This window comes from Polaromonas eurypsychrophila, from assembly GCF_014641715.1.
In the GTDB taxonomy this organism is placed as follows: Bacteria; Pseudomonadota; Gammaproteobacteria; order Burkholderiales; family Burkholderiaceae_C; genus Polaromonas; species Polaromonas eurypsychrophila.
Window position 1 is genome coordinate 496,462 of the sequence record NZ_BMIG01000001.1, and the last position, 25,871, is coordinate 522,332.

Here is a 25,871-nt window from a genome sequence, read left to right on the forward strand (position 1 = left end):
GCCTATTCAAGAAGCCTGAGGAGCAGACCATGGCCAAAAAAACCTTCCTCGATTTCGAGCAGCCGATTGCGGAGCTTGAAGGAAAAATAGAAGAGCTGCGTTATGTGCAGACCGAGTCGGCGGTCGATATCTCCGACGAAATCGACCAGCTCGCCAAGAAAAGCCAACAGCTCACCAAGGACATCTACAGCGACTTGACACCCTGGCAGATCACCAAGATCGCGCGCCACCCCGAGCGTCCCTACACGCTGGACTATGTCAACGAACTGTTCACCGACTTTGTCGAACTGCACGGCGACAGGCATTTCTCCGACGACCTCAGCATCGTCGGCGGCCTGGCGCGTTTCAACGGCACCGCCTGCATGGTGCTGGGCCACCAGAAGGGCCGCGACACCAAAGAGCGCGGCCTGCGCAACTTCGGCATGAGCAAGCCCGAGGGTTACCGCAAGGCGCTGCGCCTGATGAAAACCGCCGAGAAGTTCAAGCTGCCGGTGTTCACCTTTGTCGATACGCCGGGCGCCTACCCCGGCATTGACGCCGAGGAGCGCGGCCAGTCCGAAGCCATTGGCCGCAACATCTTTGAAATGGCGCAGCTCGAAGTGCCCATCATCACCACCATCATCGGTGAAGGCGGCTCCGGCGGCGCGTTGGCGATCTCGGTTGCCGACCAGGTGGTGATGCTGCAGTACTCAATTTACTCAGTGATCAGTCCCGAAGGCTGCGCCTCCATCCTCTGGAAAACCTCGGAAAAAGCCGAGGAAGCCGCTGAGGCGCTGGGCATCACCGCACACCGGCTCAAGGCGCTGGGCGTGATCGACAAGATTGTCAATGAGCCGGTGGGCGGCGCGCACCGCGACCACAAGCAGATGGCAGCTTTTCTCAAGCGTGCGTTAAACGACGCCTTCCGCCAGGTCAGCGACCTCAAGGGCAAGGAGTTGCTGGACCGCCGCTACGAGCGCCTGCAAAGTTATGGCCGCTACACCGACACCAAAGCCGACGCCAAATAAGCGGCCACCGGACGGCTCGGCAGCCGGCACCGGTTCTGACATTCCCAATCCGGCGTTCGCTGCGCTGGAACCGTTTTCTCCTGTTTTGCCTGTTGGCGTTGCCTACAGTGGCGGCGCCGATTCCACCGCCTTGTTGCACGCGGCCGCGCAGCGCTGGCCGGGGCAGGTCAGCGCGATTCATGTGCACCACGGTTTGCAGGCTGCGGCCGATGGCTTTGAGCGCACGTGCGAAGACAGCTGCACTGGCCTCGGTGTGCCGTTGCAAGTGGTGCGTGTCAGTGCCGGCCATGCAGCGGGTCAGAGTCCGGAAGATGCGGCGCGGCGGGCGCGTTATGCGGCACTGGCGCAGGCTGCCACCTCTCTGGGTCTGCAGGCCGTAATGCTCGGTCAGCATGCCGATGATCAGGTCGAAACACTGCTGCTGGCGCTGAGCCGTGGTGCCGGTTTACCGGGCCTGTCCGCGATGGCGGCGCGGTTCGAGCGCGGTGGCGTGGTGTTCCATCGTCCCTTGTTGCAGGTGCCTGCCGCCGACCTGCGCCAGTGGCTCGTGAAAAGCGGCGTTCCTTTTGTCGACGATCCAACCAACACCGACGAACGCTACACCCGCAATCGCATCCGTGCGCGCCTGCTGCCGGCCCTGCAAGACAGCTTCCCGCAGTTTCGCGAAACCTTTGCGCGCAGCGCCCGTCACGCGGCGCAGGCGCAGGCGCTGCTGGCCGAACTCGCCAGCGAAGACCTGGCCCTTGTTGGCATGCCGCCCGCGATCAAGGTCCTGCAGGGACTGTCGCGCGCACGGCAGGCCAATGTGCTGCGCCACTGGTTGTTCACCGCCCATCAGGCCGCGCCAAGCACGGCCCAGCTTGAGCAACTGCTGGGGCAAATTGAAGCCTGCAACACGCGCGGTCACCGAATCGAGCTCAAGGTGGCGGCCGGGCAGGTGAGGCGGGATGGGGCCGCCTTGGTCTATCTGCTCTAGGGGTTTGCCCCCAGATATAATTGAGAGCTTTGCTGGCCCAGACCGTGTGTTTGCCATCAGCGAAAGTTCGCCCAACCAATCCTTGATTGACCTTCTGCAATGGCCTTGATCGTTCATAAATACGGCGGCACCTCGATGGGCTCGACCGAGCGCATTCGCAACGTCGCCAAACGCGTTGCCAAGTGGGCCCGCGCCGGCCACCAGATGGTGGTGGTGCCCAGCGCCATGAGCGGCGAAACCAACCGCCTGCTGGGCCTGGCCAAAGAGCTGGCTCCATCGCACGCCGCTGACGCCTACCATCGCGAGCTCGACGCTCTGGCCGCCACCGGGGAGCAGGCTTCCAGCGCGTTGCTGGCCATCGCCCTGCAGGCCGAGGGCATGCAGGCTGTCAGCTACGCCGGCTGGCAGGTCGCGATCAAAACCAACAGCGCCCACACCAAGGCTCGCATCGAGTCGATTGACGACAAACGCGTGCGCGCCGATCTGGACGCCGGCAAGGTGGTCATCATCACCGGGTTTCAGGGTGTGGACGAGGGCGGAAATGTCACGACGCTGGGCCGTGGCGGCTCCGACACCTCGGCCGTGGCGATTGCGGCCGCGCTGAAGGCGCACGAGTGCCTGATTTACACCGACGTGGACGGCGTCTATACCACCGACCCGCGCGTCGTGCCCGAGGCGCGCCGCCTGCAGACCGTGAGCTTTGAGGAGATGCTGGAGATGGCTTCCATGGGCTCCAAGGTGCTGCAGATCCGCTCGGTTGAATTTGCCGGCAAGTACAAGGTGCCGCTGCGCGTGTTGTCGAGTTTCACCGACTGGGACATCAACATCGACGAAGAGGCCAAGTCCGGTACCCTGATCAGTTTTGAGGAAGATGAACAAATGGAACAAGCCATCGTATCGGGCATCGCATTCAACCGCGACGAAGCCAAAATTTCCATCCTCGGCGTGCCCGACAAGCCTGGTATCGCCTACCAGATCCTGGGCGCCGTGGCAGACGCCAACATCGAAGTCGACGTGATCATCCAGAACGTCAGCAAGGACGGCAAGACCGACTTTAGCTTCACCGTGCACCGCAACGACTACGCGCGCGCCGTCGAGCTGCTGCGCACCAGCGTGCTGGGCCCGCTGGGCGCTGAAGAGATTACCGGCGACGCCAAGATATGCAAAGTCAGCATCGTCGGCATCGGCATGCGCAGCCATGTTGGCGTTGCCGCCAGGATGTTCCGGGTGCTCAGCGAAGAGGGCATCAACATCCAGATGATCTCCACCAGCGAGATCAAGACTTCGGTCGTGATCGACGAAAAGTACATGGAACTGGCTGTGCGCGCCCTGCACAAGGCCTTTGACCTGGACCAGCCCGCTGCAGCCTGAAGCCTTGCGTGCTGGACAGGGACGCAAGTCGTGAGATAATCGCGGCTAGCCAGAAATCAGGAAACGTGACCGAGTGGCCGAAGGTGCTCCCCTGCTAAGGGAGTATGGGGTGTAGAGCCTCATCAAGGGTTCGAATCCCTTCGTTTCCGCCAAGAACACCGACTCTCTTCCCTATGTGGATCAGAGTCGGTTTTTTTTAGTTCAGCCGTCGCACCCGGTCCCCTGCCTTCGAATGCTGTCATTACTTGGCTCGTGGTCTGATTTTCGCCAGAGCTTGCTGCCTTTTTTGGGAAAAATACAGCATGCGAAAACAATCCGTCAAAAATGAATTACGCAGCTCCGTTGAAGCCGAGCAGTTGAGGATGCACCGTGTTCGCTGGCGTTACGCGGCCCTGTCCGCCAAGGTCAGCGCTTACCAGGAAGGCGCCGCGCCGGCACCCACGCAACAGAATTTTGGCAATGGAGCGAGGATGGCCAGGAGCTTGCGAGGCTGCGGGGATTGCAACTGGGGGCTGTCCAGAAGCTCGCTCGCTAGCACTGGCCATGACGAGCTGCATTGTGCGTTGCAGGCTCCTCGTGTTCAGCCTTTGCTTCGTTGTAACAGCGCCTCGCCGATGAATTTGGCACGCTCACGGGAGAAGGTGAAAAAGATCCAGCCAAAGCCAAGGTGGCGCAAGCCGAAGCTCACATGCCGTTCAGGTGTTTGCGTCTGGGCGACGGCAAAGTCGGCGTCGTGCTGCACCAGCACGGGCATGTCAGCGGTCACTTCCTCCTGCACGGGAGGCTGCATCTGGTTGCGGGCTTGCGCAAGCTGGTGCATCAGCGCTTCAAGCTGGCGCGTGGAGAACTGCTGGCCGAGGACGGTGAGGGTGCCGTCGGTGTTGGGTGTCATGGGTGCCCTTTCAGTGGCAATGGATGGGGTGGTCAGGCCGGAAGACCGGCGTCGGACATGGGTTCGATTTTATCCTGAGCGTTTAATGCCTTACGCGACGCAACCAGTCGTAAATATGCGGGTGTGACCAGCCCTCACACGGTATGGTGATTGTTTTTCACGGAGAAAATATGGTTCCCAAAGTCATTCTCATCAGCGTAGCGGCATGGCTCCTCGTGGGCTGTACCACGCCCGCACCTCCGCCGGCCGGAACAGGCACCGTCCCGACCGGGCCGACCACGGGTGCATGCAATGCGCAGGGCGCGGAGTTTGCTGTTGGTAAAACAGCGGGCGCCAGCGTGGTCGAAGAGGCGCGTCAACGGTCAGGCTCTCTGATGGCGCGCGTGCTGCGGCCAGGCCAGATGGTGACCATGGAGTTCAATGCGCAGCGGCTGAATCTGGATGTGGACTCGGCCAGTGTGATCCGGCGCGCTCGCTGCGGCTAGGGCTAGGCAGCGGATGCATGGGCGGCCAGATACTTCACACTGACCAGCCACGCTTCCAACACTGTGGCGTGGACGCTGAATCAGCGAATTGCGAAATTCTTCTTTCAAATCAGGACCGCCCCCGGCGTGTACGAAGCCCTCCCAAGCACAGGCAACCAAAGGCTTAATGTCGGCATGTCAAAATCCCTGCCATGGAACTTATCGCCTTTCTGATCGACTTCATTCTCCATGTGGACAAACACCTGGAAGCCTTCACGCGTACTTACGGCATGTGGGTGTACGCCCTGCTGTTCCTGATCGTGTTTGTCGAAACCGGCGTGGTGGTGATGCCCTTCCTGCCCGGCGATTCTCTGTTGTTCATCGTAGGGACCTTGTGCGGTGCCGGATTGCTGAGCCTGCCGCTGGCCATGGGCTTGCTGGTTGTGGCGGCGATTCTTGGCGACCAGTGCAATTACTTGATAGGCCGCTATTTCGGGCCCAAGGTGTTCCAGTGGGAGCAGTCGAAGTTTTTCAACAAACGCGCTTTCAACCAGGCGCACGAGTTTTACGAGCGTTATGGAGGCATCACCATCATCATCGCGCGTTTCATGCCTTTCATACGCACCTTCGCGCCTTTTGTGGCCGGCGTGGCCGAGATGAACCGCGGCAAGTTCAGCGCCTACAACGTCATCGGCGCGCTGATCTGGGTAGTCGGACTGTGCAGCGCCGGTTATTTCTTCGGCAACCTGCCGTGGGTGCAGGCCAACCTGAGCAAGATCATCTGGGCCATGATTTTGATTCCCGGCCTGGTCGTGCTGTACGGCGCCTGGAAGGCCAGCCGCAAAAAACCTGCAGTGGTGTGACCGCGCGGCTTGTGGCTGGTCGAAATTAATAAGTAAGCGTATTATTTATTCTGGACGGAGACACAGCCAAATGAACGCACCCCACACCCTGTCGCGCTGGAGCCAGCCGGGCTCCAGCCGCATTCCCTTCTGGGCCTACACCGACGAGCAGTTGTACCAGCGTGAGCTGGAGAAAATTTTCTACGGCCCGCACTGGTGTTATGTCGGCCTGACGGTAGAGATCCCCAACCTCGGAGACTTCAAACTCAGCCATGTGGGCGAGCGCCAGGTGGTGATGGTGCGTGACCGGGTGGCCCCCAAAGACCGGGACTCCGACCACGGCATTCGCGTGGTGGAAAACCGCTGCGCCCACCGCGGCGTGCGTTTCTGCCAGAACCCGCAGGGCAATGCGCGCAGTTTTGTCTGCCCTTACCACCAGTGGACCTACAAGCTCAACGGCGACTTGGCCGGTCTGCCGTTCAAGGACGGCGTGAAGGACGGCGAGTGTGTCAACGGGGGCATGCCCGATGGCTTTGATCTGAAGGACCATGGCCTGACCAAACTGCGGGTCGCGGTGCTGCATGGTCTGGTGTTTGCGACCTTCAGCGATGCGGTCGAGCCGCTTGAAGATTACCTCGGACCGAACGTGTTGCCCTGGCTGGACCGCATCTTCAAGGGCCGGCAACTGACTTTGCTCGGCTACAACTGCCAGCGCATTCCGGGCAACTGGAAGCTGATGATGGAAAACATCAAGGACCCCTACCACCCCGGCCTTCTGCATACCTGGTTTGTCACCTTCGGCCTGTGGCGCGCCGACCAGAAAAGCCGCATGGTGATGGACGAACATGGGCGGCATGCGGTGATGATCTCGCGCCGCAACGAGGGCCGGCAGAACGCCGCCGTGACCGAGGGCGTGACCTCGTTCAAGGCCGACATGGCGCTGCACGACGACCGTCTCCTCGACGTGGTGCCCGAAGCCTGGTGGAAGGTCGATGACCCGGCTAACCCCGGCAGCGACATCACGCCGACTGTGACCATGATCACGCTGTTTCCCAGCCTGATCATCCAGCAGCAGGTCAACTCGCTGAGCACCCGCCACATCGTGCCGCGCGGCCAGGGCGAGTTCGATTTTGTCTGGACCCATTTTGGATTTTTCGACGACACGCCCGAGATGACGCGGCGCCGGCTGCGCCAGGCCAATTTGTTCGGGCCGGCCGGTTTTGTCAGCGCCGATGATGGCGAGGTGATCGAGTTCAGTCAGGCTGGCTTTGCGCAATGGGGCGAGTCTGGGAAAACGCTGTGCGAACTCGGCGGCACCGGCACCGAGATGACCGAACACATGGTGACCGAAACCCTGATCCGCAGCATGTATGCCTACTGGAAGAAAGTGATGGCGGTATGAGCGCACTTGGCGAGGGGCCCCACAAAGTGGGGATCGACATAGCGCGAATGGCGCCGGCCGCCGACACCTGGGTGTTTGCAGATGGTGTGATGACAGAGGTGGCGGTATGAGCGCACTTGGCAAGGGGCCCCACAAAGTGGGGATCGACATAGCGCGAATGGCGCCGGCCGCCGACACCTGGATGCTTGCAGAGCGAGTGATGACGGAGGCGGCGGTATGAGCCTGGAGAAATTGCTACTGCAGCAGGAGGTAGACCAGCTTTACGCGGCGTATGCGGCAGCCCTGGATGAAAAACGTTTTGACGCCTGGCCGGAATTTTTTGTCGAGGACGGGCGTTACTCCCTGCAGGCGCGCGAGAACCATGACCGCGGCCTGCCGCTGGCGTTGATGGATCTCGAAAGCCGCGGCATGATGAAAGACCGTGTCTACGGCATCACGCAAACGATTTACCACGGGCCGTATTACACGCGCCACGTCGTCAGCCCGGCGCAGGTGCTCGGCGTTGAAGGTGATGTGGTGAAGGCGCAGGCCAACTACGCGGTGTTTCGCACCAAACCGGCTGGTATCAGCGAGGTCTACAACGTCGGGCGTTATATCGACGAGATCGTGCGCACGCCCGAAGGCTTGAAGTTCCGGTTACGGCTTTGTGTGTATGACAGCGAGATGATCCTCAATTCGCTGATTTATCCGGTTTGATCCCCACTGTGTAGTTGGCCAGCACGCCGGGGGTTGCCCGGCGGCAACTCACTTTCTTTTTGCGTCGCCAAAAAGAAAGTAAGCAAAGAAGAAGGCGACCCGATGATCTGGGTCCCCTGCGCTGCGCTTCGGGGCAACCTGCGGTGCTCGCCGAAAACGGGGTCGATCTCGAACTCGCCTTCGGCTCAACCAATCGCTCGCCCTGATCCGTTTTCGGCTGTGCTCCTCGGCCCAGCCCGACGGGTGGAGGAGAAATTCTATACCGGATTCAATCCGGAGTCCTTGGAGCGCACAGCGCTTCAAGGACGGAAATCTCAGGAGTCAGTCATGTTTGCACGCGAGCCCAGCGCACGCGGCCACATGAGGTCCCCCTCCATCGCCCAGCGGGGCGAGGGAGGGGCTAAGGGGGGGAGTGGGGAGTTAGACCTGCCAAATCAGGCAAACCACAGCCTCAAGCTGTTGCAGCTGATGAGGCGCTATTGCGGTTATTTCTGGTCCTGGCGCTTGCCAATTTCGTTACCGATCACCGCACCGGCAGCAGCCCCGCCGACCGTACCCAGTGTTCCACCGCCGAGCGCGCTGCCTGCCACGCCGCCGATCACCGCGCCGGTACCTGTGCCGATTTGCTGATTGGTCAGTGAAGTGCCACAGCCGGTCAGGGCAATCAGGGATGCGGCTGCGGTTGCCATCAGAATGTTCTTGATCATCATGTTCACCTTTGTCGGATTGCAGGCAGGTCTCGATAAGCTTGGGATGAAGCCTTGTTGTTGCCTGTAGGAGAACTGTAGCTTTGGCCTGCTGCCAGAGCTGTAGGAAAGGGCCTGCGCGTTCTGTCATCTGCCCGCGTGAACGCGCGCGGGGTCTTGCTATTACAGGGGCCGGTTGCGCGCCAGCGGCGGATTTTTCGCGAAGTAGCTGCTGATTCCGCGCATCAGTGCGTCGGCCAGTTGTACCTGGTAGGCCTCGCTGCGCAGTTTGGCCTCTTCGTCGGGGTTGCTGATGAAGGCCGTCTCGACCAGCACGCTAGGAATATCGGGTGCCTTGAGCACCGCAAAGCCGGCCTGCTCGACACGCGGTTTGTGCAGCTTGCCGACGCTGCCGATTTCACCCAGCATCGCGCCGCCCAACTTGAGGCTGTCGTTGATTTGTGCGGTGGTGCTCATGTCGAGCAGCGCCTTCTGCACTTGCGCGTCTTTGGCCTTGACGTTCACGCCACCGACCAGGTCGGCCGAGTTCTCCTTGTCGGCGATCCAGCGGGCCGCACTGCTGGAGGCGCCTTTCTCGCTGAGCGCAAACACACTGGCGCCCTGCGGCCGCGGTGTGAAAAACGCATCAGCATGGATGCTGATGAATAGGTCCGCCTGCACCCGCCTGGCTTTTTCCACCCGCACATGCAGCGGCACGAAAAAGTCGGCATCGCGCGTGAGGTAGGCGCGCATGTTGGGGATGGCGTTGATGCGGTCGCGCAGGCGCAGCGCAATCTGCAGCACCACGTCTTTCTCGCGCGTGCCGCCGGGGCCGATGGCGCCGGGGTCTTCACCACCGTGGCCGGGGTCCAGCGCCACGATGATGAGGCGGTCTGTCTTGTTGCGGCTGCCGGCGCCCGCACCCACAGTTTCGGACGGCGCCCTGGGCGTTGCCGCAGTGGCTGGCGGCTTCTCGGTGACAGTGGCGGGTGGCGGGCTGACCGGTGCGGGGCGCTCGGTTTGTTTGGCAATCAGGTCGCCCAGCGGATCACCCACCAGCGCAGCAGGGGCTTGAGATTTGTCTTTCAGGCGTTCGGCAATCAGCACTTCGAGCGGATCCGTCACCTGGGTCGGGTAGAGGTCGAACACCAGCCGATGCTGGTAGGCCGCCACCGGTTGCAGCGAGAACACCTGCGGCAGCATGGGCTGCTTGAGTTCGACCACCAGGCGCACCACGCCGGGCGCGTTCTGGCCGACGCGGATGCCGGCGATGTTCGGGTCATCAGGTTTGACCTTGGCCACCAGCTCGCGCAACGCGGGGATCAGGTCAATGCCCTCGATGTCCACCGCCAGCCGTGGCGGCTCGGCGATGAAGTAATACTTGGTTTTGAGTCCGGCATCGGACTCGATGGTGACGCGGCTGTAGTCCTTGGCCGGCCAGACTCGCACCGCCATGATGGTCAGGCCGCGCGCAATCTGCTGCACGCCCAGGAGCAGCATCAGGCTGCCCATCTGCAACGCGCCGCGACGGCTGATGTCTCTTGGCATGCTCATGGCAGCAGCGCCGCGCCGGCATCGCTGCGGGCGGTGAGGGTGACGGCTCGCACATCCCCGTCCTGCAATTCGAGCGCGATGTCCAGGTCGGCGCTCGGCAGATGCTCGCCGGCTTTTTCGGGCCACTCGACCAGTTTCAGGCCGGGGCTGGCGAAGATGTCGCGAAAACCGGCTTCTTCCCACTCGTCCGGATCATTGAAGCGGTAGAAGTCGAAATGCCAGATGTCAAGCGCGCCGCCGGGCGCATCGTCCAGGGTGTAAGGCTCAACCACCGCATAAGTCGGGCTCTTGATGCGACCCGCCACACCCAGGGCCTTGAGCAGATGCCGCACGAAGGTGGTCTTGCCGCTGCCCAGGTCGCCGTGCAGCGCTATCAGCATGTGGCTGCCGGCCGTGCCCTGCAGCTTCGCGGCGAGCGCTGCGGCAAACGCCTGGGTGTCATCCTCCGTGACCCAGGGAATACTTTTTACAATGAGCGGGTGATCGTTACTGGCCATCAATTCGTTTCTCAAATTCAAACGTGGGGGCGCGAGCTTGGATTTTCGCAAATTGGCATTGCAGGCGTTGATTTGTCATCGGCGGAACCCGGATTATCGGCCTGGCTCGCGGCCGGCTTTCATGGTGACATGAATTACATGGCGGCGCACGGGCTCAAGCGCGCACGCCCCGCTGAACTGGTGCCCGGTACCGTCAGCGTGATCACGGCGCGCATGGATTACCTGCCCGCATCCACGCCGCAGGCGCCGGGGCAGTGGCAGGCCACGGAGCTGGCGCGGCTGGAGCGGCCCGGCGAAGCGATTGTTTCGGTGTACGCGCGCGGCCGCGATTACCACAAGGTAATGCGTACGCGCCTGCAAAAACTGGCGGAGCGGATTGCCATCCATGTGCAGCCGCTGGGCCACCGTGCCTTCACCGATTCTGCGCCAGTACTGGAGGCCGAACTGGCCTCGCGCAGCGGCCAAGGCTGGCGCGGCAAACACACGCTGCTGCTCAACCGCGAAGCCGGCTCCATGTTTTTTCTCGGCGAGATTTATGTCGATGTGGCACTGCCGCCCAGCGAGCCGGTCACGCCGCACTGCGGCAGTTGCAGCGCCTGCATCACCATCTGCCCGACGCAGGCCATCATCGCGCCGCACCGGCTCGATGCGCGGCGCTGCATCTCCTACCTGACCATCGAACATGCCGGCGCTATCCCGCTCGAACTGCGGCCATTGATCGGCAACCGCATCTATGGTTGCGACGACTGCCAGCTGATCTGCCCCTGGAACAAGTTTGCGCAGCGCAGCGCCTTGCCGGACTTTGACGAACGCCAGGGTCTGAGCGGCCAGCAACTGGTCACGCTGTTTGCATGGAACGAAGCGGAGTTCTTGCGTTACACCGAAGGCAGCGCGATCCGGCGCATTGGGCATGAGCGCTGGCTGCGCAACATCGCGGTGGCCATGGGCAATGCCCTGCAGGCCGGCGGCGATGAAACGGGCGCATTGCGGGCTGCCTTGCTGGCGCGGCGTGATCATGCCAGTGAGGTGGTGCGTGAACATGTGGCGTGGGCTCTTTCAATGCCATTATGAATTAAATCGGCCTCCAGCCCATATCCAGCGGGCGTGAGCAGCTCCTGATTTTGTAGCATTTTGTGCCGCACCTGACCCCTCCCTATAATCATTCGGTGCCAACAACCCCGTCCTCCCGTCCGCTCTGGGCCCGCCTTGCCGCGTGGCTGGGATGCCTTGCAGTGTTCGCTGCGCTGATTGCGCCGGTGTCCATGCTGGCCGAGGATGTGCGCACCGGCCAGCTTGGCGGGCTTTGCAGCGCGACCGGCTCTGGTCAACCGGGCAGCGACGACGCCTCATCTGCCAATGGCCACTGCGACCTCTGCGGCTCGGCCGGACTGGCCTTGCCGCCGCTGGCGCAGTCGGGCAGTCGCTCCGCCACCGTCATGGCGATGGCGCTTGTCTTTGAGGATGCCGTCCGTTCGGCCTCCTCGCCGGGGCTGCCTTTCAGCCGCGGCCCGCCTGCACTTTGAAATAAGCAAGAGCTTGTCATTGCGGGCCTGACCCGCAATCCATGCAGGCAGAACCCGAACTGTGGTTCATGCGACATGGATCCCGGATCACGTCCGGGATGACAAACCGGGGCAGTGCGCCCTCGACTTCAATTTCAAAGTGTGGACTTCATGCGTTCTTCCAGCGCCCGTTTCTCTTTCCCCCTCAATTGCATGGCCGCCGTGCTGCTGGCGCCGGCTGCCTTTGCACAGACGCCAGCTCCGGCGGTGTCGACCGAGGCCCCTGCCAAATCACTTGGCATGGTCACCGTGACCAGCGGCCAGCCCACCTCGCTGCCGACGCAGATACCGACCACCATCGAAGGTGTGACGGGCGAAAAAATTGAGCAAACCATTAACGCCACCGACAGCGAAGACGCGCTCAAATACCTGCCCAGCCTGCTGGTGCGCAAGCGTTACATCGGAGACTACAACCACGCCATCCTGTCCAGCCGCGCCTCGGGCACCGGCAACAGCGCGCGTTCGGCGGTGTACGCAGACGGTATCCTGCTGTCCAACTATCTGGGCAACGGCATCGCCAATGGCACCAACTACGCGCCGCGCTGGGGGCTGGTGACCCCGGAAGAGATCGAACGCGTCGATGTGCTGTACGGCCCGTTCTCTGCGGCGTACCCCGGAAACTCGGTGGGCGCCGTGGTGGATTACGTCACGCGCATGCCGCTGCAGTTCCAGGCGCACGCCAAGCTCAGCGCCTTCAATCAGAACTTCAAGCTTTATGGAACCGACGGCAGTTTTGGCGGCAGCCAGGCCAGCGCCTCGCTGGGCAACAAAAACGGCGACTGGTCCTGGTTTATCAATGTCAACCGAACGAAAAGTGCTGGTCAGCCGCTGACCTTCATCACCAAACTGATCAGCACCACCGCACCGGCGCCAGGCGCGGTGCCGGTGACAGGCGCGGTGCCGGGGCTGAACACCCGCAACGTGCCCTGGCTGTTGATCGGCGGCGCCACGCAATACGACACCGTGCAGGAACACGCCAAGCTTAAGGTGGCGTATGACTTCTCGCCCACGGTGCGCGCCAGCTACACCCTGGGTTACTGGGACAACAGCTCGCAGAACCGCTCGGAAAGTTATTTGCGCAATGCGGGAGGCAGCCCGGTGTACAGCGGCATCGTCAGCATCAACGGGCGCGGCTACAACCTGGCGGCTACCGATTTGGGTGTCAGCAATGAAGCGCTGACCCATCTGATGCATGGCCTGTCGGTCAAGTCCAACACGAGTGGTGTGTTCGACTGGGAAGTGGCTGCCAGCCTTTACGACTACCAGACCGACCAGATCCGCGTATCGACCACGGCGCAGCCGGGCTCGCTGAACGGTGGCGCCGGCACGCTGCAGGATCAGGACGGAACCGGCTGGAACAACCTGGCGCTCAAGGGCATCTGGCGTCCCGGAGGCATGCAAGGCGCACACATTGTCGATTTCGGCTACCAGCAGGACAGCTACAAGCTGCGCATCCTGAAATCCAATTCAGTGGGCAACTGGATCAATGGCGGCGCCGGCACGCTGGTCAACGACGTGGGTGGCCGCACCCAACTGCGCAGCGTCTATGCGCAGGACGCCTGGACCTTCGCGCCGAAATGGAAAACCGTGCTGGGTGCACGGGTCGAAAACTGGAATGCCTCCAGCGGCTTCACCGATTTTGGCGCGGGCAATCCAGCCAACACCGCCTATGCCTCTCGCAGCGAGAGTTTTGTGTCGCCCAAGGCGGCCCTGTCCTACCAGTGGTCGGCCGACACCACGCTCAAGGCCTCGACCGGCCGCGCGCTGCGCTTCCCAACCGTCGGCGAGCTGTATGGCGCAACAGCCACCGTCAACTCGCGGTACATCAATGACCCGAACCTGAAGCCCGAGAACTCCTGGACCAGTGAACTTACCGCCGAGAAAGACCTGGGCAAAAGTGTGTTGCGCTTCACGCTGTTCACCGAGAACACGCGCGACTCCCTGTATTCGCGAGTCATTTTCGACCCGGCCGCCAACACCAACATCAGTCGGGTGCAGAACGTGGGGCGCATCAAGACCAACGGGCTGGAAATGGCCTTCAACGGCAGCGACCTGATGACCAAAGGCATGGGCTTCAGCGGCAGCGTGACCTATGCGGACTCCCGCATCAAGGAAAACAGCGGCTTTGTGGCGGTCCCCGGCGACACCGTGGGCAAGTACCAGCCACGCGTGCCGGTCTGGCGCGCCACGGGTTTGGTCAGCTACCGTTTCGATCCGTCGTGGACGGGGACGTTTGCCGCGCGTTACAGCGGCAAGCAGTTCTCCAGCCTGGACAACAGCGACGTGAACGGCTCCGCTTACCAGGGCACCAGCAAATATTTCGTCACCGATGTGCGCGTCCTTTACAAGGTGGGCAAGCAGTGGACAGCCGCCTTCGGCATCGACAACCTGAACAACTACTCCTACTGGAACTTCCACCCCTATCCGCAGCGCACCTTCGTGGCCGAGCTGAAGGTGAACCTGTGAGTCCTTTGCCTGGCCGTCCTGTCATTGCGGGCTTGACCCGCAATCGATGTCCCGCGGACCCGCTGACGGTTCATGCGGCATGGATCCCGGATCAGGTCCGGGATGACAAACCGGATGCCGTGTCCCTTGCCTCAATCCTGGGGCCGTCGTCTTTTTTTCTGAGGCTTTTATGAAAATACTTTCCACTATCAAATCCATAGCTGCTTGCGCAGTACTGGCATGGGCTGCACCCGTTTTTTCTCACATTGTTCTGGAGAACAAAAGCGCGCCCGCCGGCAGCAACTACAAAGCCGTCTTTGTGCTTGGCCACGGCTGCCAGGGCTCTGCCACCACCGGTGTGGTGGTGCAGATTCCGACCGGCTTCCTGGGCACCAAGCCTTACCCCAAGCCCGGCTGGACGGTGACGACGCAGCTCGGCAAACTCGCCAAACCGTATGACAGCCATGGTCGGCAGGTCACCGACGATGTGACTTTGGTGAGCTGGACGGCAACCGCCAAGGAATCGGCACTGCCCGACGCATTTGTCGACGAGTTCGTGCTGCGCGGCATGACGCCTGAAGCTGCGGGGCCGCTCTGGTTCAAGGTGCTGCAGATCTGCGAAAGTGGCCGCAATGCGTGGAGCGACATTCCCGCAGCGGGGACGTCCACGCGCGGCCTGAAGTCGCCAGCGGTGCTGCTGCAGGTCGGGCCTGCCGACACCGCGCATCACCATCACTGAACTCTCACCGTTTTATTTAATCTCATCTAAAAGGAAAACACCATGAAACTCACAACCCTGACCGCACTGCTGGCCTTGACCAGCGCATTGGCCCACGCCCAAAGCATCGACGTCAAAGACGCCTGGGTGCGCACCGCCGTGCCCGGCCAGTCGGGCACCGGCGCCTTCATGACCCTCACCGCCAAAGACGGCGCGAAACTGGTGGGCGCGTTTTCACCGGTGGCCGGCGTGGCCGAAGTTCACGAGATGAAGATGGACGGCGATGTCATGCGCATGCGCGCCGTGTCTGTGCTGGATTTGCCGGCCGGCAAAACTGTGCAACTCAAGCCCGGCGGCTACCACGTCATGCTGATGGAGTTGAAGCAGGCCCTGCCCAAAGGCAGTACCGTGCCGCTGACCCTGACACTCAGGGATGCCAAAGGCCGGGAGAGCAGGATGGAGCTAAAACTGCCGGTGGCCGCGACGGCGCCGGGCGCTGCAACGCCGGGTAACGCGGGTGGCCACAAACACTGATTATTTGGCCTTGCCGCCGAGCCGGCGGTAAACCGTGGCGCGGCTGATGCCCAGCGCGCGTGCGGCTTTCATGACGTTGCCCTTGGCTTCGTTGACGGCTTTGCGGATCAGCGCCGTTTCGACATCTTTCAGAGGCAGCGCAGGCGCTGCAACGCGGGGGCCGAGGCGGCCCGGTGCGGCCACCTGTCCGCGCAGCAGCGGCAGTGCGTGCAGGCGCAGGCCGGACCACAGCGGCACGTCCATGGGTTGCTGGTAACCGAGCGTGTCACTTTTCGCGGCGTCAAACAGCATCTCGTAAGGCATGGCGAACAGCTCGCTGCAGTGCACCGCTGCCGGGCTGCCGGCCTGCAGCGCCGGCACCATTTGCCGTGCGACCGGGTTGGCACCGGTGACCCAGCCGTCCGGATCCAGCGCAATCAGGCCGTCCATGTCATCGCCCAGGCTGTGGCTGGACCAGTTCAGACGAATCAGCAAATCGTGCGGACGGCTCTGGATCAAGGCGTTTTCAATACTGCGCGCTGACTGCACCACCAGGTGTTTGAGCTCCGGCCGCTCCACCGTGTCCACGCCCGTCAGGTCCAGCATGCCGGCGCAGCGGCCGTCCGGGCCGAACAGCGGCGCACCGGCGCAGCTGTAGGCCGAGTTGGCGTTAAAAAAATGCTCGCCGCGGTGCAGCCAGACTGGCTGCAGTTCGTTCAACGCCGCACCTATGGCGGTGGTGCCCACGCTATCCTCGGACAGGTCCACGCCGATGCGGGTAATCAGGTCGGCGCGGCGGTCGCGCCTGTCGATCGCGCCATTGAAATCGACCACCACTCCCTGCGCGTTGGTGAGAATGGCAAAGTAACGGGTGCTGGCAATCGCGGCGCCCAGTTTTTCCAGCACCGGGCGCGCGGCCTGCACCAGCACGTGGTTGGCTTCTTCTGTGCGGCGCAGGGCTTGCGGCGCAATGATGTCGAAGCTGACCTGCTGCTCCGGCCTCTGGCCGTTGACCAGACAGCGCTGCCAGGAGCGCTCTATCCATGAATCGGTCCAGCTGCTGGAGAGGCTGTTGCCTTCATGAATAACGGCCTGGCGCGCCTGCGCGATTTGCTGCAGGCGTTGTTCGGAAGAAGGCGGGAGGACGGACAGCATGCGTGTAGAAAATAGGGTGGGTCAGCCTACCAGACCTGACGGAACCGCGCTTGGGCGCCAGACGGGGAATGCTCCATTTTGAGAATTTCAGAGGGCTTTGGCAAGCTCCTAGGGTTTAACCTAGGCAGGCGTTAGGTGGGCACTTCAACAATGAGCCGTCCTACCCGTAGCCAGCAAAAATAGCCATCAGGAGTCAAGCCCATGCAAGTTCAGCTCACAGTCAACGGCAAAACCAAAAGCGTGGAGACGCCGCCCAACACCTTTCTGGTAGAGGTGCTGCGCGAGCAGCTCAAGATGACTGGCACCCACGTGGGCTGCGACACCGCGCAGTGCGGCGCCTGCACCGTCATCATGAACGGCCGTGCCGTCAAGTCCTGCAACATCCTGGCGGCCCAGGCTGAAGGCGCGGACATCACCACCATCGAAGGCCTGGCGGCCGCCGACGGCACCATGCACCCGATGCAGGCCGCTTTCAAGGAATGCCACGGCCTGCAATGCGGCTTTTGCACCACCGGCATGGTGATGAGCGCGGTTGATTTGTGCAAACACCATCCCAATGCCAGCGAAGGCGAAATCCGCGAACTGCTCGAAGGCAATATCTGCCGCTGCACCGGCTACCAGAACATCGTCAAGGCGGTGCAGCATGGCGCTGCGGCCATGGCGGTCTGAGCCGCACACTGACTACTTCCCGCGGCGCCGCCATCCCGCGAGCCGCTGTTAACCGTTGTATTTAAAATTTTCTGGAGTACACACATGGGTGCATCCGACTTCGTCAACCTGCCAAATATTGGCACCTCCGTCCGTCGCAAGGAAGACTACCGCTTCCTCACCGGGGGAGGGCAATACACCGACGACATCACGCTGGCAAACCAGAGCTACGCGGTGTTTGTGCGGTCACCGCATGCGCACGCCAATATCAACAGCATCAAAATCGCAGCCGCCAAAGCTGCGCCGGGTGTGCTGGATGTGTTTGTCGGTGAGGATGTGGCGGCCGACAAGATCAACGGCCTACCTTGTGGCTGGCTGATCACCAGCACGGACGGCAATCCGATGAAAGAGCCGCCGCACCCCATCCTGGCGCAGGGCAAGGTGCGCTATGTGGGTGACCACGTAGCCATGGTGGTGGCCGAGACGCTGGAGCAAGCCAAAAACGCCGCCGAGCTGGTCGAGGTGGACTACGACGTACTGAGCGCCGTGGTGCGTGTGACCGATGCGGCCAAGGCCACGGCATTGCACGACGCTGCCCCCGACAACCATTGCTACAAATGGGCGATTGGCGACAAGGCCCAGGTGGACGCGGCTTTTGCGAACGCCGCCCATGTGACCAAACTGGATCTGACCAATAACCGCCTGATCCCCAACGCCATGGAGCCGCGTGCGGTGATCGGCTCCTACAGCCGGGCCACGGAGGAGTACGTGCTCTACGTGTCGAACCAGAACCCGCACGTCGAGCGACTGCTGCTGACGGCCTTTGTCATGGGTCTGCCCGAGCACAAGGTGCGCGTGATTGCGCCCGACGTGGGCGGCGGTTTTGGCTCCAAGATTTACCTGTACGCTGAAGACGTGTGCCTGACCTGGGCGTCAAAAAAGCTGAACCGCAACATCAAGTGGACTGCCGACCGCAGTGAGTCGTTTGTCAGCGACGCGCATGGGCGCGACCATTCCAGCCACGCCGAGATGGCGATGGACAAAGACGGCAAGTTTCTTGCACTGCGTGTGCACACCGACGCCAACATGGGCGCCTACCTCTCGACTTTTGCGCCAGCGGTGCCGACCATCCTGTACGCCACGCTGCTGGCTGGGCAGTACACCACGTCGCAGATTTATGTCGAGGTCGATGCCTGGTTCACCAACACCGCGCCGGTCGATGCCTACCGCGGCGCTGGCCGCCCTGAAGCGACCTATCTGCTTGAACGCCTGGTCACTCGCTGCGGCTGGGAGCTGGGCCTGGCGCAGGACGAGATCCGCCGCCGCAACTTTGTCAAAGACTTCCCTTACCAGACGCCTGTGGCGTTGCAGTACGACGTGGGTGACTTCCATGCCCTGCTCAAGCGCGGCAACGAGCTGGCCGAGGTGGCTGGGTTCGAGCAGCGGAAAACCGCGTCGGCTGCCAAAGGCCTGCTGCGCGGCATGGGTTACTCGTGTTACATCGAGGCCTGTGGCCTGGCGCCCAGCAACATTGCCGGTGCGCTGGGTGCGCGCGCCGGTTTGTTTGAGTGCGGCGAGGTGCGGGTGCACCCCACCGGCAGCGTGACGGTGTTTACCGGCTCACACAGCCACGGCCAGGGCCACGAGACCACGTTTGCGCAGGTGGTGGCGGCGCGGCTGGGCATCTCTGTGGATGCGGTGGACATTGTTCACGGCGACACCGGGCGTGTGCCTTTTGGCATGGGCACCTACGGCTCACGCTCCCTGTCCGTGGGCGGCACCGCCATCATGAAGGCGCTGGACAAGATAGAGACCAAGGCCAAAAAGATTGCAGCGCACCTGATGGAGGCCAGCGATGCTGATGTGGAGTTTGCCAACGGCGAGTTCACCATCAAGGGTACCGACAAAAAGGTGACGTTTGGCCAGGTGGCGTTGACGGCCTATGTGCCGCACAACTACCCGCTCGACAAGCTGGAGCCCGGGCTGAACGAAACTGCGTTTTACGACCCGACCAACTTCACCTTCCCGTCCGGTACCTACATCTGCGAGGTCGAACTGGACCCTGCCACAGGCGTGGTGCGGGTGGACCGCTTCACTGCGGTGGACGATTTTGGCAACATCATCAACCCGATGATTGTGGAAGGTCAGGTGCATGGCGGGCTGGTCCAAGGCATCGGCCAGGCGCTGCTTGAAAACTGCGTCTACGATCCCGAGTCCGGCCAGCTGCTGACCGGCTCTTTCATGGACTACGCCATGCCGCGCGCCGACGACATGCCTAACTTCACGCTAGACACCTTGTGCACGCCGTGCAGCCACAACCCGCTGGGCGCTAAAGGCTGCGGTGAGGCGGGTGCTATCGGCTCGCCACCGGCGGTAATCAACGCGGTACTCGACGCGCTCAAGCCGTTGGGTGTGATCGACTTCGACATGCCGGCTTCACCCAGCCGCGTCTGGGAAGCCATCCAGTCCGCCAAACACTAAAAACAGCCAAGGAGACCCACCATGTATGCATTCACTCTGGAACGCCCGACTTCTCTAAGCGCTGCCGCGCAGCTGTCGACCGACGGCGCCAAACCCCTGGCCGGCGGCCAGACCCTGCTGGCATCGATGAAGCTGCGCCTGTCCAGCCCCGACCAGCTGGTTGACCTCAGCGGCATCAAGGAGCTGACCAGCATCAAGCGCGAAGGCAATGCCTTTGTGATTGGCGCGATGACCCGCCATGCCGATGTGGCGATCCACGCCGAGTTGAAGGCAGCCTTGCCGGCGCTGGCCGACCTGGCTGCGAACATCGGCGACCGCCAGGTGCGTGCCATGGGCACGCTGGGCGGGTCGGTTGCCAACAACGACCCTTCTGCGTGCTACCCCAGCGCGGTGCTGGCGCTGGGCGCGACGATTCACACCACCACACGCAAGATCGCGGCGGACGACTTCTTTCTTGGCATGTTTGCTACTGCGCTGAACGAGGGCGAACTGATCACGGCGATCAGCTTTCCGATTCCCAAACGCGCGGCCTACATGAAGTTCAAGCAAGCGGCCTCGCGTTTTGCCTTGGTCGGCGTGTTTGTGGCGCAGTTTGATGCAGGTGTCCGGGTGGCCGTCACTGGTGCGTCCAGTGGCGTGTTTCGCCATGCCGGTCTGGAAGCGGCGCTGAGCAAGAGTTTCACGCCTGAATCTGCGGCGGCTGTGAAAATATCAGCCACTGACCTGAACAGCGATATCCACGCCACCGCTGCCTACCGCGCCAACCTGATCAGCGTGCAGACGCAGCGGGGCGTAGCGAAAGCGCTGGGTTAACCGGGCTTTCATCCTTCCGGCCCCAACTGGTGCCGGACGGAAAATTTTAGCCATTTATGCCTCCAGCCCCTGTTTGGCGCGCGCAAGCAGCTATAAAAATAATAGCGACTGCGGCAAGTACTAAACTGGACCGATGACACCTTTTTCCACGATTGATGCCTTGATGCAGGCGCTTCAGAGCGCCGGCTATTTTGCCGACCGCCGGCTTGCCACCGCCGTCTTTCTGGCGCTCAAGCTGCAGCGCCCTTTGCTGCTTGAGGGCGAGCCTGGCGTCGGCAAGACCGAGCTGGCCAAGGCGCTGTCGGTCGCGCTGCAGCGGCAGTTGATACGCCTGCAGTGTTACGACGGACTGGAGCAGCGCGAAGCCCTGTACGAGTGGAACTACGCCGCCCAGTTGCTGCACATGCGCGCGACGGAATTAAGGGCCCCCACGCTCGGCACTGACGTGTCCTCGCTGCCCCCCGAGGGGGCGTCCGCCGCCTTGGGGCGGCCCGGCGGCGGCGGGCACGGCAATGCGGCCGACGTCGAACGTGAGGTCTACCAGGACCGCTATCTGATCCGCCGTCCGCTGCTGCAGGCACTGCAGGCACCGGCGCCTGGCGCAGTGCTACTGATCGACGAGGTGGACCGCGCCGACGAGCCGTTTGAAGCCTTTCTGCTCGAGTACCTTGGCGAGTATCAGGTCAGCATTCCGGAGATCGGCACGGTGCACGCCCAGGTCACGCCGGTGACCATACTCACCAGCAACCGCACACGCGAGCTCAACGACGCGGTCAAGCGCCGCTGCCTTTACCACTGGCTGGATTACCCCGATCGCGACCGCGAGCTGGCGATTGTGAGGGCTCAGGTGCCCGAGGCGGGTGAGCAGCTCTCGGCTCAGGTCGCCAGCTTTGTGGACCGCTTGCGCCGTTCGCCCCTGGGCAACGCCTTTCAGCGTGCACCGGGCATTGCCGAAAGTGTGGAGTGGGCCAAAGCCCTGGTGGCGCTCGACGCGCTGGTGGTCGACCCGGAAGTGGTGGCCGACACGGCGGGCATTTTGTTCAAGCAGCGCGAAGATGTGGCGGCACTCACCCATGCGCTGACGGTGGAATTGCTCAAGCCCGAAGAGGCGGCCGCAGAATGAAATTTTCCAGAACCGTTCGCCCTGAGCTTGTCGAAGGGATTTGCAGGCTTCTACAGGCTCAGCCCGAACGGTTTTAGCGGGAAACCTCATGCTTTTAGGTGATTCAAGAGGCGGCAAACTCGCCGACAACATTGCCGGCTTCGGCCGCGCCCTGCGCCGCGCCGGTGTCAAGGTGGACAGTCAGCGCATCGGCCTGGCCAAGGAAGCGGCGCTGGCCGTTGGCATCAGCGAGCGGGAAGACCTGGGCGCCGCGTTTGAAGCCGTGATGATCAGCCGCGAGCAGGACCGCCTGGTGTTCCGTGAGCTGTTCGACATCTATTTCCAGGACCCGAAAGTCGCCAACAAGTTGCTGGCGCAACTGCTGCCCAGCGCCGAAGGTAAGGCAGAGCCCAGCAAACGCCGGCCCCGCGTGCGTGAGGCGCTGGCGCCGCAAAAGACTTTTGGCCAGCAGGCAAAACCCACGACCGAAGACCAGAAGGTCGAGTTTGACGCGGTGATGACGGCCAGCGACATTGAACGTCTGCAACACGCCGACTTCAATGCCCTGTCGGCCACCGAATACCGGCTGGTCGAGCGCCTGGCGCGCGACATCAAACTGCCCCTTCCCATGTTTGCCTCGCGCCGCAGCCGGCCCTCTCGCAGCGGCACACGCATGCACTGGCCTGGCGTGATGCACCAGGCCGCTGCTACCTGCGGCGAGCTGATACACCTGCCCCGGCTGGCGCGGCGTGAGCAGGCCCTGCCTTTGCTGGTGCTGGTCGATGTGTCGGGCTCGATGGAGCGGTATGCACGCCTGTTGCTGGCCTTTTTGCATGCGGCCACCCGGCGCCATCCGCAGCGTGATGTGTTTGCCTTTGGCATGCACCTGACCGATCTCACGCCGGCCTTTCGCCAGGCAGACACCGACGACATGCTGGCGCATGCCAGCGCAGCGATTGAAGATTTTGCCGGTGGCACCCAGCTGGGCGCATCACTGGCCAGCCTGCGCGAGAAACACGCGCGCCGTCTGGTCGGGCGCCGTACCATGGTGCTGGTCATCAGCGACGGGCTGGACACCGGCGAGCCGGCCGATCTGGCCCGGGAGCTGGGCTGGCTGCGGCGGCGCAGCCGCCGCCTGCTGTGGCTCAATCCGCTGCTGCGTTTTGACGGCTATGCACCGGTGGCCCGAGGTGCGGCGGTGCTGCATGCCCACGCCCACGGCATGCTGGCGGTGCACAATCTCAGCAAGCTGGAAGAACTCGCGGCCAGCCTCGCGGGTCTGATGAAGAAATAACATGCCAACACGCTGTTGTCATTGCGGGCTTGACCCGCAATCCATACCGCATCTACCCGGCAGTGCCGGCATGGATCCCGGGTTCCCGGATCGAGTCCGGGACAGGCTCAGTCCGGGATGACGATTCTGAAAAATTGAAATAAGGAAATAAAAAATGGACATGCAAGGAAGCCGCCAGCTCGCGGTCACACAACAACAAGCTTGGGACGCGCTGAACGACCCGGCCGTGCTCAAGGCCTGTATTCCCGGCTGCGACAAAGTCGAGGCCACCGGCGAAAATCAGTACGCGATTGCGATGGCCTTGAAAATTGGCCCGGTGTCGGCCAAATTCACCGGCAAGATCACGCTCAGCGAGATCAATCCGCCGGCCAGCTACAAGTTGTCGTTTGACGGGCAGGGTGGCGTCGCCGGTTTCGGCAAGGGCAGCGCCGAAGTGAACTTGACCCCCAATGACGATGGTTGCGAATTGGCCTACACCGTGCATGCCTCGGTCGGTGGCAAGGTGGCACAACTGGGTCAGCGTCTGATTGATGGTGCGGCCAAGTCCATGGCCGAAGATTTTTTTAAGCGTTTTGATGGCGAAATGCAGCGCCAGCACCCCGAGAGTTATGCGGCCAAAATGGTGATGGGTGAGGTGGAAACCGAAACACCCGCGCCTGCGCAGAAGCCCGGCATTCCGGTCTGGGTGTGGGTGGTGGGCGCCGCCGTGCTGGCGCTGGCGGCCTGGCTCGGTAGCTGAGCGGTCTACTCGCCGTTTGGCAATAAAGGAAAGCAGATGGAAAACCTTGATGTCATGGTGCTGCGCACCCTGCGCGACTGGCGCCAGGCGGGCAAACGCGCGCTGCTGGCCACCGTGGTGCGCACCTGGGGCTCGTCGCCGCGCCCGGTCGGCTCCATCATGGCGCTTTGCGAAGACGGCGCAGTCGTCGGCTCGGTGTCGGGCGGCTGCATCGAAGACGACCTGATCTACCAGTACACCCAGGCCTATGCGACAGCCGGTGCGGGCGCAGAAAGCAAAACGATTCCGTCCGGGCCGCCGACCTTTGTCAAATACGGCATCACGGCCGACGAGGCGCACCGTTTCGGCCTGCCCTGCGGCGGCACGCTGGAGCTGCTGCTTGAATACGACCCCGAGGCGAGCGCGCTGGCCGAACTGGTGCAGGCGCTGGAAGCCGGGCAACTGATGCAGCGCAGCGTGCGGCTCACCGACGGCGCGGTGACACTGGCCCCCGCCACGGCGCCAGCCGATCTCAGCGTCACCGCGCTGGTGCTTGTCAACACCTTTGGGCCCGAGTACCGCATGCTGCTGATAGGCGCCGGTCAGCTCACCGAATACCTGGCGACCATGGCGCTGTTCAGTGGTTTTGCCGTCACCGTCTGCGACCCGCGTGAGGAGTACCGCAGCGCCTGGTCGGTGCCAGGTGCCAAGGTGCTCAGCGACATGCCCGATGACCTGGTCATCGCCTTCAAGCCGGACCGGCGAAGTTGCGTGATTGCATTGACGCACGACCCCAAGCTCGACGACCTGGCGTTGATGGAGGCACTCAGTACCGACGCTTTTTACATAGGCGCGATCGGTTCACGTCGCAACAACGAAACACGGCACCAGCGTATGGCCGAACATTTTGGCTTGAACGAAGCCACACTCGCACGCCTGCGCGGCCCCATCGGCATCTACATCGGCAGCAAGACCCCGCCTGAAATTGCTGTGAGTGTCATGGCCGAAGTGCTGGCCGTGAAAAACGGCGTGGTGCTGCCGCGCGACATGGAAGTGGCGCGCGCGAAGAACGAGCGTGCCGTTGTGGAGAACGATGCAGAGGGCCTGGTGTGCGGCGTAGCCCGTGTGCCGTCCTGAGCCGTTTGCGCTGAGTTTCTTAAACAAAAGTTGTAGTCCTTGTCCTGGTTGCGCAAGCAGCTATCAAAAATATAGCGAATACGGGGGCGCAGGTGCGGACTCGTGAGCCGGTGGAACGCAGCGCCGCTCCAAGCTGGCGCCACCTGCGGCTTATGCCAACCCCGAGTTATAGCTAGGCATTGATTCGTGTCCTGCGCGCAACGCCAGATCGCGAAGCGGTGCCGGCGACTTTGCCGTTTTCAATATCCTCGACTGGTTGGGCTTTCCTTGGGGTAAGCTTTTGATCCATATGAAAAATTTCCAGAACCGCCAGCCACGTTATCTCGCAGGCTGCGATGTTATTCCGCAGTTTTTCGGGATACATCAGAGTTATGCCGCTTAAGAACTACGATGACGTTCGGGCCGCCTTTGACAAGGGCACCGTGCTTCATGCATCTCGAGGAGAACTTGAGCAATTGCTTCTAGCCGTTGGTAGTCAGCGTATCGAGCACCCCGCGAACCAAGCGCGCGCAGCCGAGATGGGTGAAACGATGCGCCAGCTTTTGGCAGCGCGGCAGAGTCAGGAAATGCATTCACAGGCCCTGCGGGTTTCAAAAGTCGCACTCTGGGTTGCGTTAGCCGCATTAATTGCGTCGCTGATCCAGGCTGCCGCAGCTCTCAATTTGCTTCCGCCGTTGTCCAGTCTGTTGCAGGAGCGAACAACATCCAGATCAACCGCGCCTCCCCAAGGGACAGTAAAGCCGTGAGCACGCGGCATAACAGGTCGGCCAATACGGAACTGCAACAGCAGGAGGCGGCTTCGTGGCTAGTGCGGCGTGCCCGGCAGCTCGAACGTTGAGGCTGTAAAAAAAACCTCTTCTGGCACGACCTTTGCAATACATCCGGCCAAGGAGATCGC

General features: G+C 62.2%; 25 protein-coding genes and 1 tRNA gene. 21 read left to right on the forward strand and 5 right to left on the reverse strand.

The window, feature by feature from the left end:
• Positions 1 to 29: 29 nt before the first annotated feature.
• The 4 genes from IEX16_RS02405 (at position 30) to IEX16_RS02420 (ending at position 3,506) form a co-directional block, all read left to right on the forward strand.
• Positions 30 to 1,007: an acetyl-CoA carboxylase carboxyltransferase subunit alpha gene (locus IEX16_RS02405; RefSeq protein ID WP_188706182.1), complete on the forward strand. Its 978-nt coding sequence runs from the start codon at positions 30 to 32 to the stop codon at positions 1,005 to 1,007.
• Positions 970 to 1,983 carry a tRNA lysidine(34) synthetase TilS gene (gene tilS, locus IEX16_RS02410; protein ID WP_188706184.1) on the forward strand — a complete coding sequence of 338 codons (1,014 nt, stop codon included), beginning with the start codon at positions 970 to 972 and terminating at the stop codon, positions 1,981 to 1,983. Before IEX16_RS02405 ends, tilS begins: the two co-directional genes overlap by 38 nt.
• 99 nt (positions 1,984 to 2,082) lie before the next feature.
• Positions 2,083 to 3,354 (forward strand): aspartate kinase, encoded by a 1,272-nt coding sequence (locus IEX16_RS02415; protein ID WP_188706186.1) that lies wholly within the window; start codon positions 2,083 to 2,085, stop codon positions 3,352 to 3,354.
• 59 nt (positions 3,355 to 3,413) lie between these two features.
• A tRNA-Ser gene (locus IEX16_RS02420) sits at positions 3,414 to 3,506 on the forward strand.
• Positions 3,507 to 3,934: 428 nt separating this feature from the next.
• Here the strand turns inward: IEX16_RS02420 and IEX16_RS02425 are convergent.
• Positions 3,935 to 4,246, reverse strand: a complete 312-nt coding sequence (locus tag IEX16_RS02425) for a hypothetical protein (protein WP_188706188.1) — start codon at positions 4,244 to 4,246, stop codon at positions 3,935 to 3,937.
• Between the two features lie 170 nt (positions 4,247 to 4,416).
• On the opposite strand from IEX16_RS02425, the gene IEX16_RS02430 reads away from it, so the two are divergent.
• From IEX16_RS02430 to IEX16_RS02445, 4 genes are all read left to right on the forward strand, one after another.
• Positions 4,417 to 4,731, forward strand: coding sequence for an I78 family peptidase inhibitor (locus IEX16_RS02430; protein WP_188706190.1), 315 nt, complete (start codon positions 4,417 to 4,419; stop codon positions 4,729 to 4,731).
• Positions 4,732 to 4,922: 191 nt separating this feature from the next.
• On the forward strand, positions 4,923 to 5,573 hold the full coding sequence (locus tag IEX16_RS02435) for a DedA family protein (RefSeq protein ID WP_188706192.1): 651 nt from the start codon (positions 4,923 to 4,925) through the stop codon (positions 5,571 to 5,573).
• Positions 5,574 to 5,643: 70 nt separating this feature from the next.
• Positions 5,644 to 6,954 (forward strand): aromatic ring-hydroxylating dioxygenase subunit alpha, encoded by a 1,311-nt coding sequence (locus IEX16_RS02440; protein WP_188706194.1) that lies wholly within the window; start codon positions 5,644 to 5,646, stop codon positions 6,952 to 6,954.
• Positions 6,955 to 7,170: 216 nt separating this feature from the next.
• Entirely contained in the window at positions 7,171 to 7,650 is a 480-nt protein-coding gene (locus IEX16_RS02445) for an aromatic-ring-hydroxylating dioxygenase subunit beta (protein WP_188706196.1), read from the forward strand.
• Positions 7,651 to 8,135: 485 nt separating this feature from the next.
• Here the strand turns inward: IEX16_RS02445 and IEX16_RS02450 are convergent, their stop codons facing one another.
• The 3 genes from IEX16_RS02450 to tsaE all read right to left on the reverse strand — a co-directional run bounded on the left by IEX16_RS02450 (position 8,136) and on the right by tsaE (position 10,387).
• The gene (locus tag IEX16_RS02450; RefSeq protein ID WP_188706197.1) at positions 8,136 to 8,360 is read right to left on the reverse strand and encodes a YMGG-like glycine zipper-containing protein; all 225 of its coding nucleotides are present in this window, start codon (positions 8,358 to 8,360) and stop codon (positions 8,136 to 8,138) included.
• 159 nt (positions 8,361 to 8,519) lie between these two features.
• The gene (locus IEX16_RS02455; RefSeq protein ID WP_229676121.1) at positions 8,520 to 9,890 is read right to left on the reverse strand and encodes an N-acetylmuramoyl-L-alanine amidase; all 1,371 of its coding nucleotides are present in this window, start codon (positions 9,888 to 9,890) and stop codon (positions 8,520 to 8,522) included.
• Positions 9,887 to 10,387: a tRNA (adenosine(37)-N6)-threonylcarbamoyltransferase complex ATPase subunit type 1 TsaE gene (gene tsaE, locus IEX16_RS02460; protein WP_188706198.1), complete on the reverse strand. Its 501-nt coding sequence runs from the start codon at positions 10,385 to 10,387 to the stop codon at positions 9,887 to 9,889. Before tsaE ends, IEX16_RS02455 begins: the two co-directional genes overlap by 4 nt.
• 15 nt (positions 10,388 to 10,402) lie before the next feature.
• On the opposite strand from tsaE, the gene queG reads away from it, so the two are divergent.
• From queG to IEX16_RS02485, 5 genes are all read left to right on the forward strand, one after another.
• Entirely contained in the window at positions 10,403 to 11,458 is a 1,056-nt protein-coding gene (gene queG, locus IEX16_RS02465; RefSeq protein WP_229676135.1) for a tRNA epoxyqueuosine(34) reductase QueG, read from the forward strand.
• 95 nt (positions 11,459 to 11,553) lie between these two features.
• Positions 11,554 to 11,910 (forward strand): DUF2946 family protein, encoded by a 357-nt coding sequence (locus IEX16_RS02470; RefSeq protein ID WP_268236581.1) that lies wholly within the window; start codon positions 11,554 to 11,556, stop codon positions 11,908 to 11,910.
• A gap of 150 nt (positions 11,911 to 12,060) precedes the next feature.
• Positions 12,061 to 14,415: a TonB-dependent receptor gene (locus IEX16_RS02475; protein ID WP_229676122.1), complete on the forward strand. Its 2,355-nt coding sequence runs from the start codon at positions 12,061 to 12,063 to the stop codon at positions 14,413 to 14,415.
• A gap of 169 nt (positions 14,416 to 14,584) precedes the next feature.
• Positions 14,585 to 15,133, forward strand: a complete 549-nt coding sequence (locus IEX16_RS02480; RefSeq protein WP_188706200.1) for a YcnI family protein — start codon at positions 14,585 to 14,587, stop codon at positions 15,131 to 15,133.
• A gap of 42 nt (positions 15,134 to 15,175) precedes the next feature.
• Positions 15,176 to 15,646, forward strand: coding sequence for a copper chaperone PCu(A)C (locus IEX16_RS02485; protein WP_188706201.1), 471 nt, complete (start codon positions 15,176 to 15,178; stop codon positions 15,644 to 15,646).
• On the opposite strand, the gene IEX16_RS02490 is transcribed toward IEX16_RS02485, so the two are convergent.
• Positions 15,647 to 16,780 (reverse strand): sigma-54-dependent Fis family transcriptional regulator, encoded by a 1,134-nt coding sequence (locus IEX16_RS02490; protein ID WP_188706203.1) that lies wholly within the window; start codon positions 16,778 to 16,780, stop codon positions 15,647 to 15,649.
• Between the two features lie 201 nt (positions 16,781 to 16,981).
• On the opposite strand from IEX16_RS02490, the gene IEX16_RS02495 reads away from it, so the two are divergent.
• The 8 genes from IEX16_RS02495 to IEX16_RS02530 all read left to right on the forward strand — a co-directional run bounded on the left by IEX16_RS02495 (position 16,982) and on the right by IEX16_RS02530 (position 25,719).
• Positions 16,982 to 17,449: a (2Fe-2S)-binding protein gene (locus IEX16_RS02495; RefSeq protein ID WP_188706205.1), complete on the forward strand. Its 468-nt coding sequence runs from the start codon at positions 16,982 to 16,984 to the stop codon at positions 17,447 to 17,449.
• 84 nt (positions 17,450 to 17,533) lie between these two features.
• The gene (locus IEX16_RS02500; RefSeq protein WP_188706207.1) at positions 17,534 to 19,909 is read left to right on the forward strand and encodes a xanthine dehydrogenase family protein molybdopterin-binding subunit; all 2,376 of its coding nucleotides are present in this window, start codon (positions 17,534 to 17,536) and stop codon (positions 19,907 to 19,909) included.
• 21 nt (positions 19,910 to 19,930) lie between these two features.
• Complete coding sequence (locus IEX16_RS02505; RefSeq protein ID WP_188706209.1) at positions 19,931 to 20,722, forward strand: FAD binding domain-containing protein; 792 nt, start codon at positions 19,931 to 19,933, stop codon at positions 20,720 to 20,722.
• Positions 20,723 to 20,855: 133 nt separating this feature from the next.
• The gene (locus IEX16_RS02510; RefSeq protein ID WP_188706211.1) at positions 20,856 to 21,845 is read left to right on the forward strand and encodes an AAA family ATPase; all 990 of its coding nucleotides are present in this window, start codon (positions 20,856 to 20,858) and stop codon (positions 21,843 to 21,845) included.
• Between the two features lie 88 nt (positions 21,846 to 21,933).
• Positions 21,934 to 23,118 (forward strand): vWA domain-containing protein, encoded by a 1,185-nt coding sequence (locus tag IEX16_RS02515; protein ID WP_188706213.1) that lies wholly within the window; start codon positions 21,934 to 21,936, stop codon positions 23,116 to 23,118.
• 154 nt (positions 23,119 to 23,272) lie between these two features.
• Positions 23,273 to 23,857, forward strand: coding sequence for an SRPBCC family protein (locus IEX16_RS02520; RefSeq protein ID WP_188706215.1), 585 nt, complete (start codon positions 23,273 to 23,275; stop codon positions 23,855 to 23,857).
• Between the two features lie 36 nt (positions 23,858 to 23,893).
• On the forward strand, positions 23,894 to 24,973 hold the full coding sequence (locus IEX16_RS02525; RefSeq protein WP_188706217.1) for an XdhC family protein: 1,080 nt from the start codon (positions 23,894 to 23,896) through the stop codon (positions 24,971 to 24,973).
• Between the two features lie 371 nt (positions 24,974 to 25,344).
• Positions 25,345 to 25,719 (forward strand): hypothetical protein, encoded by a 375-nt coding sequence (locus IEX16_RS02530; protein WP_188706219.1) that lies wholly within the window; start codon positions 25,345 to 25,347, stop codon positions 25,717 to 25,719.
• Positions 25,720 to 25,871 lie beyond the last annotated feature (152 nt).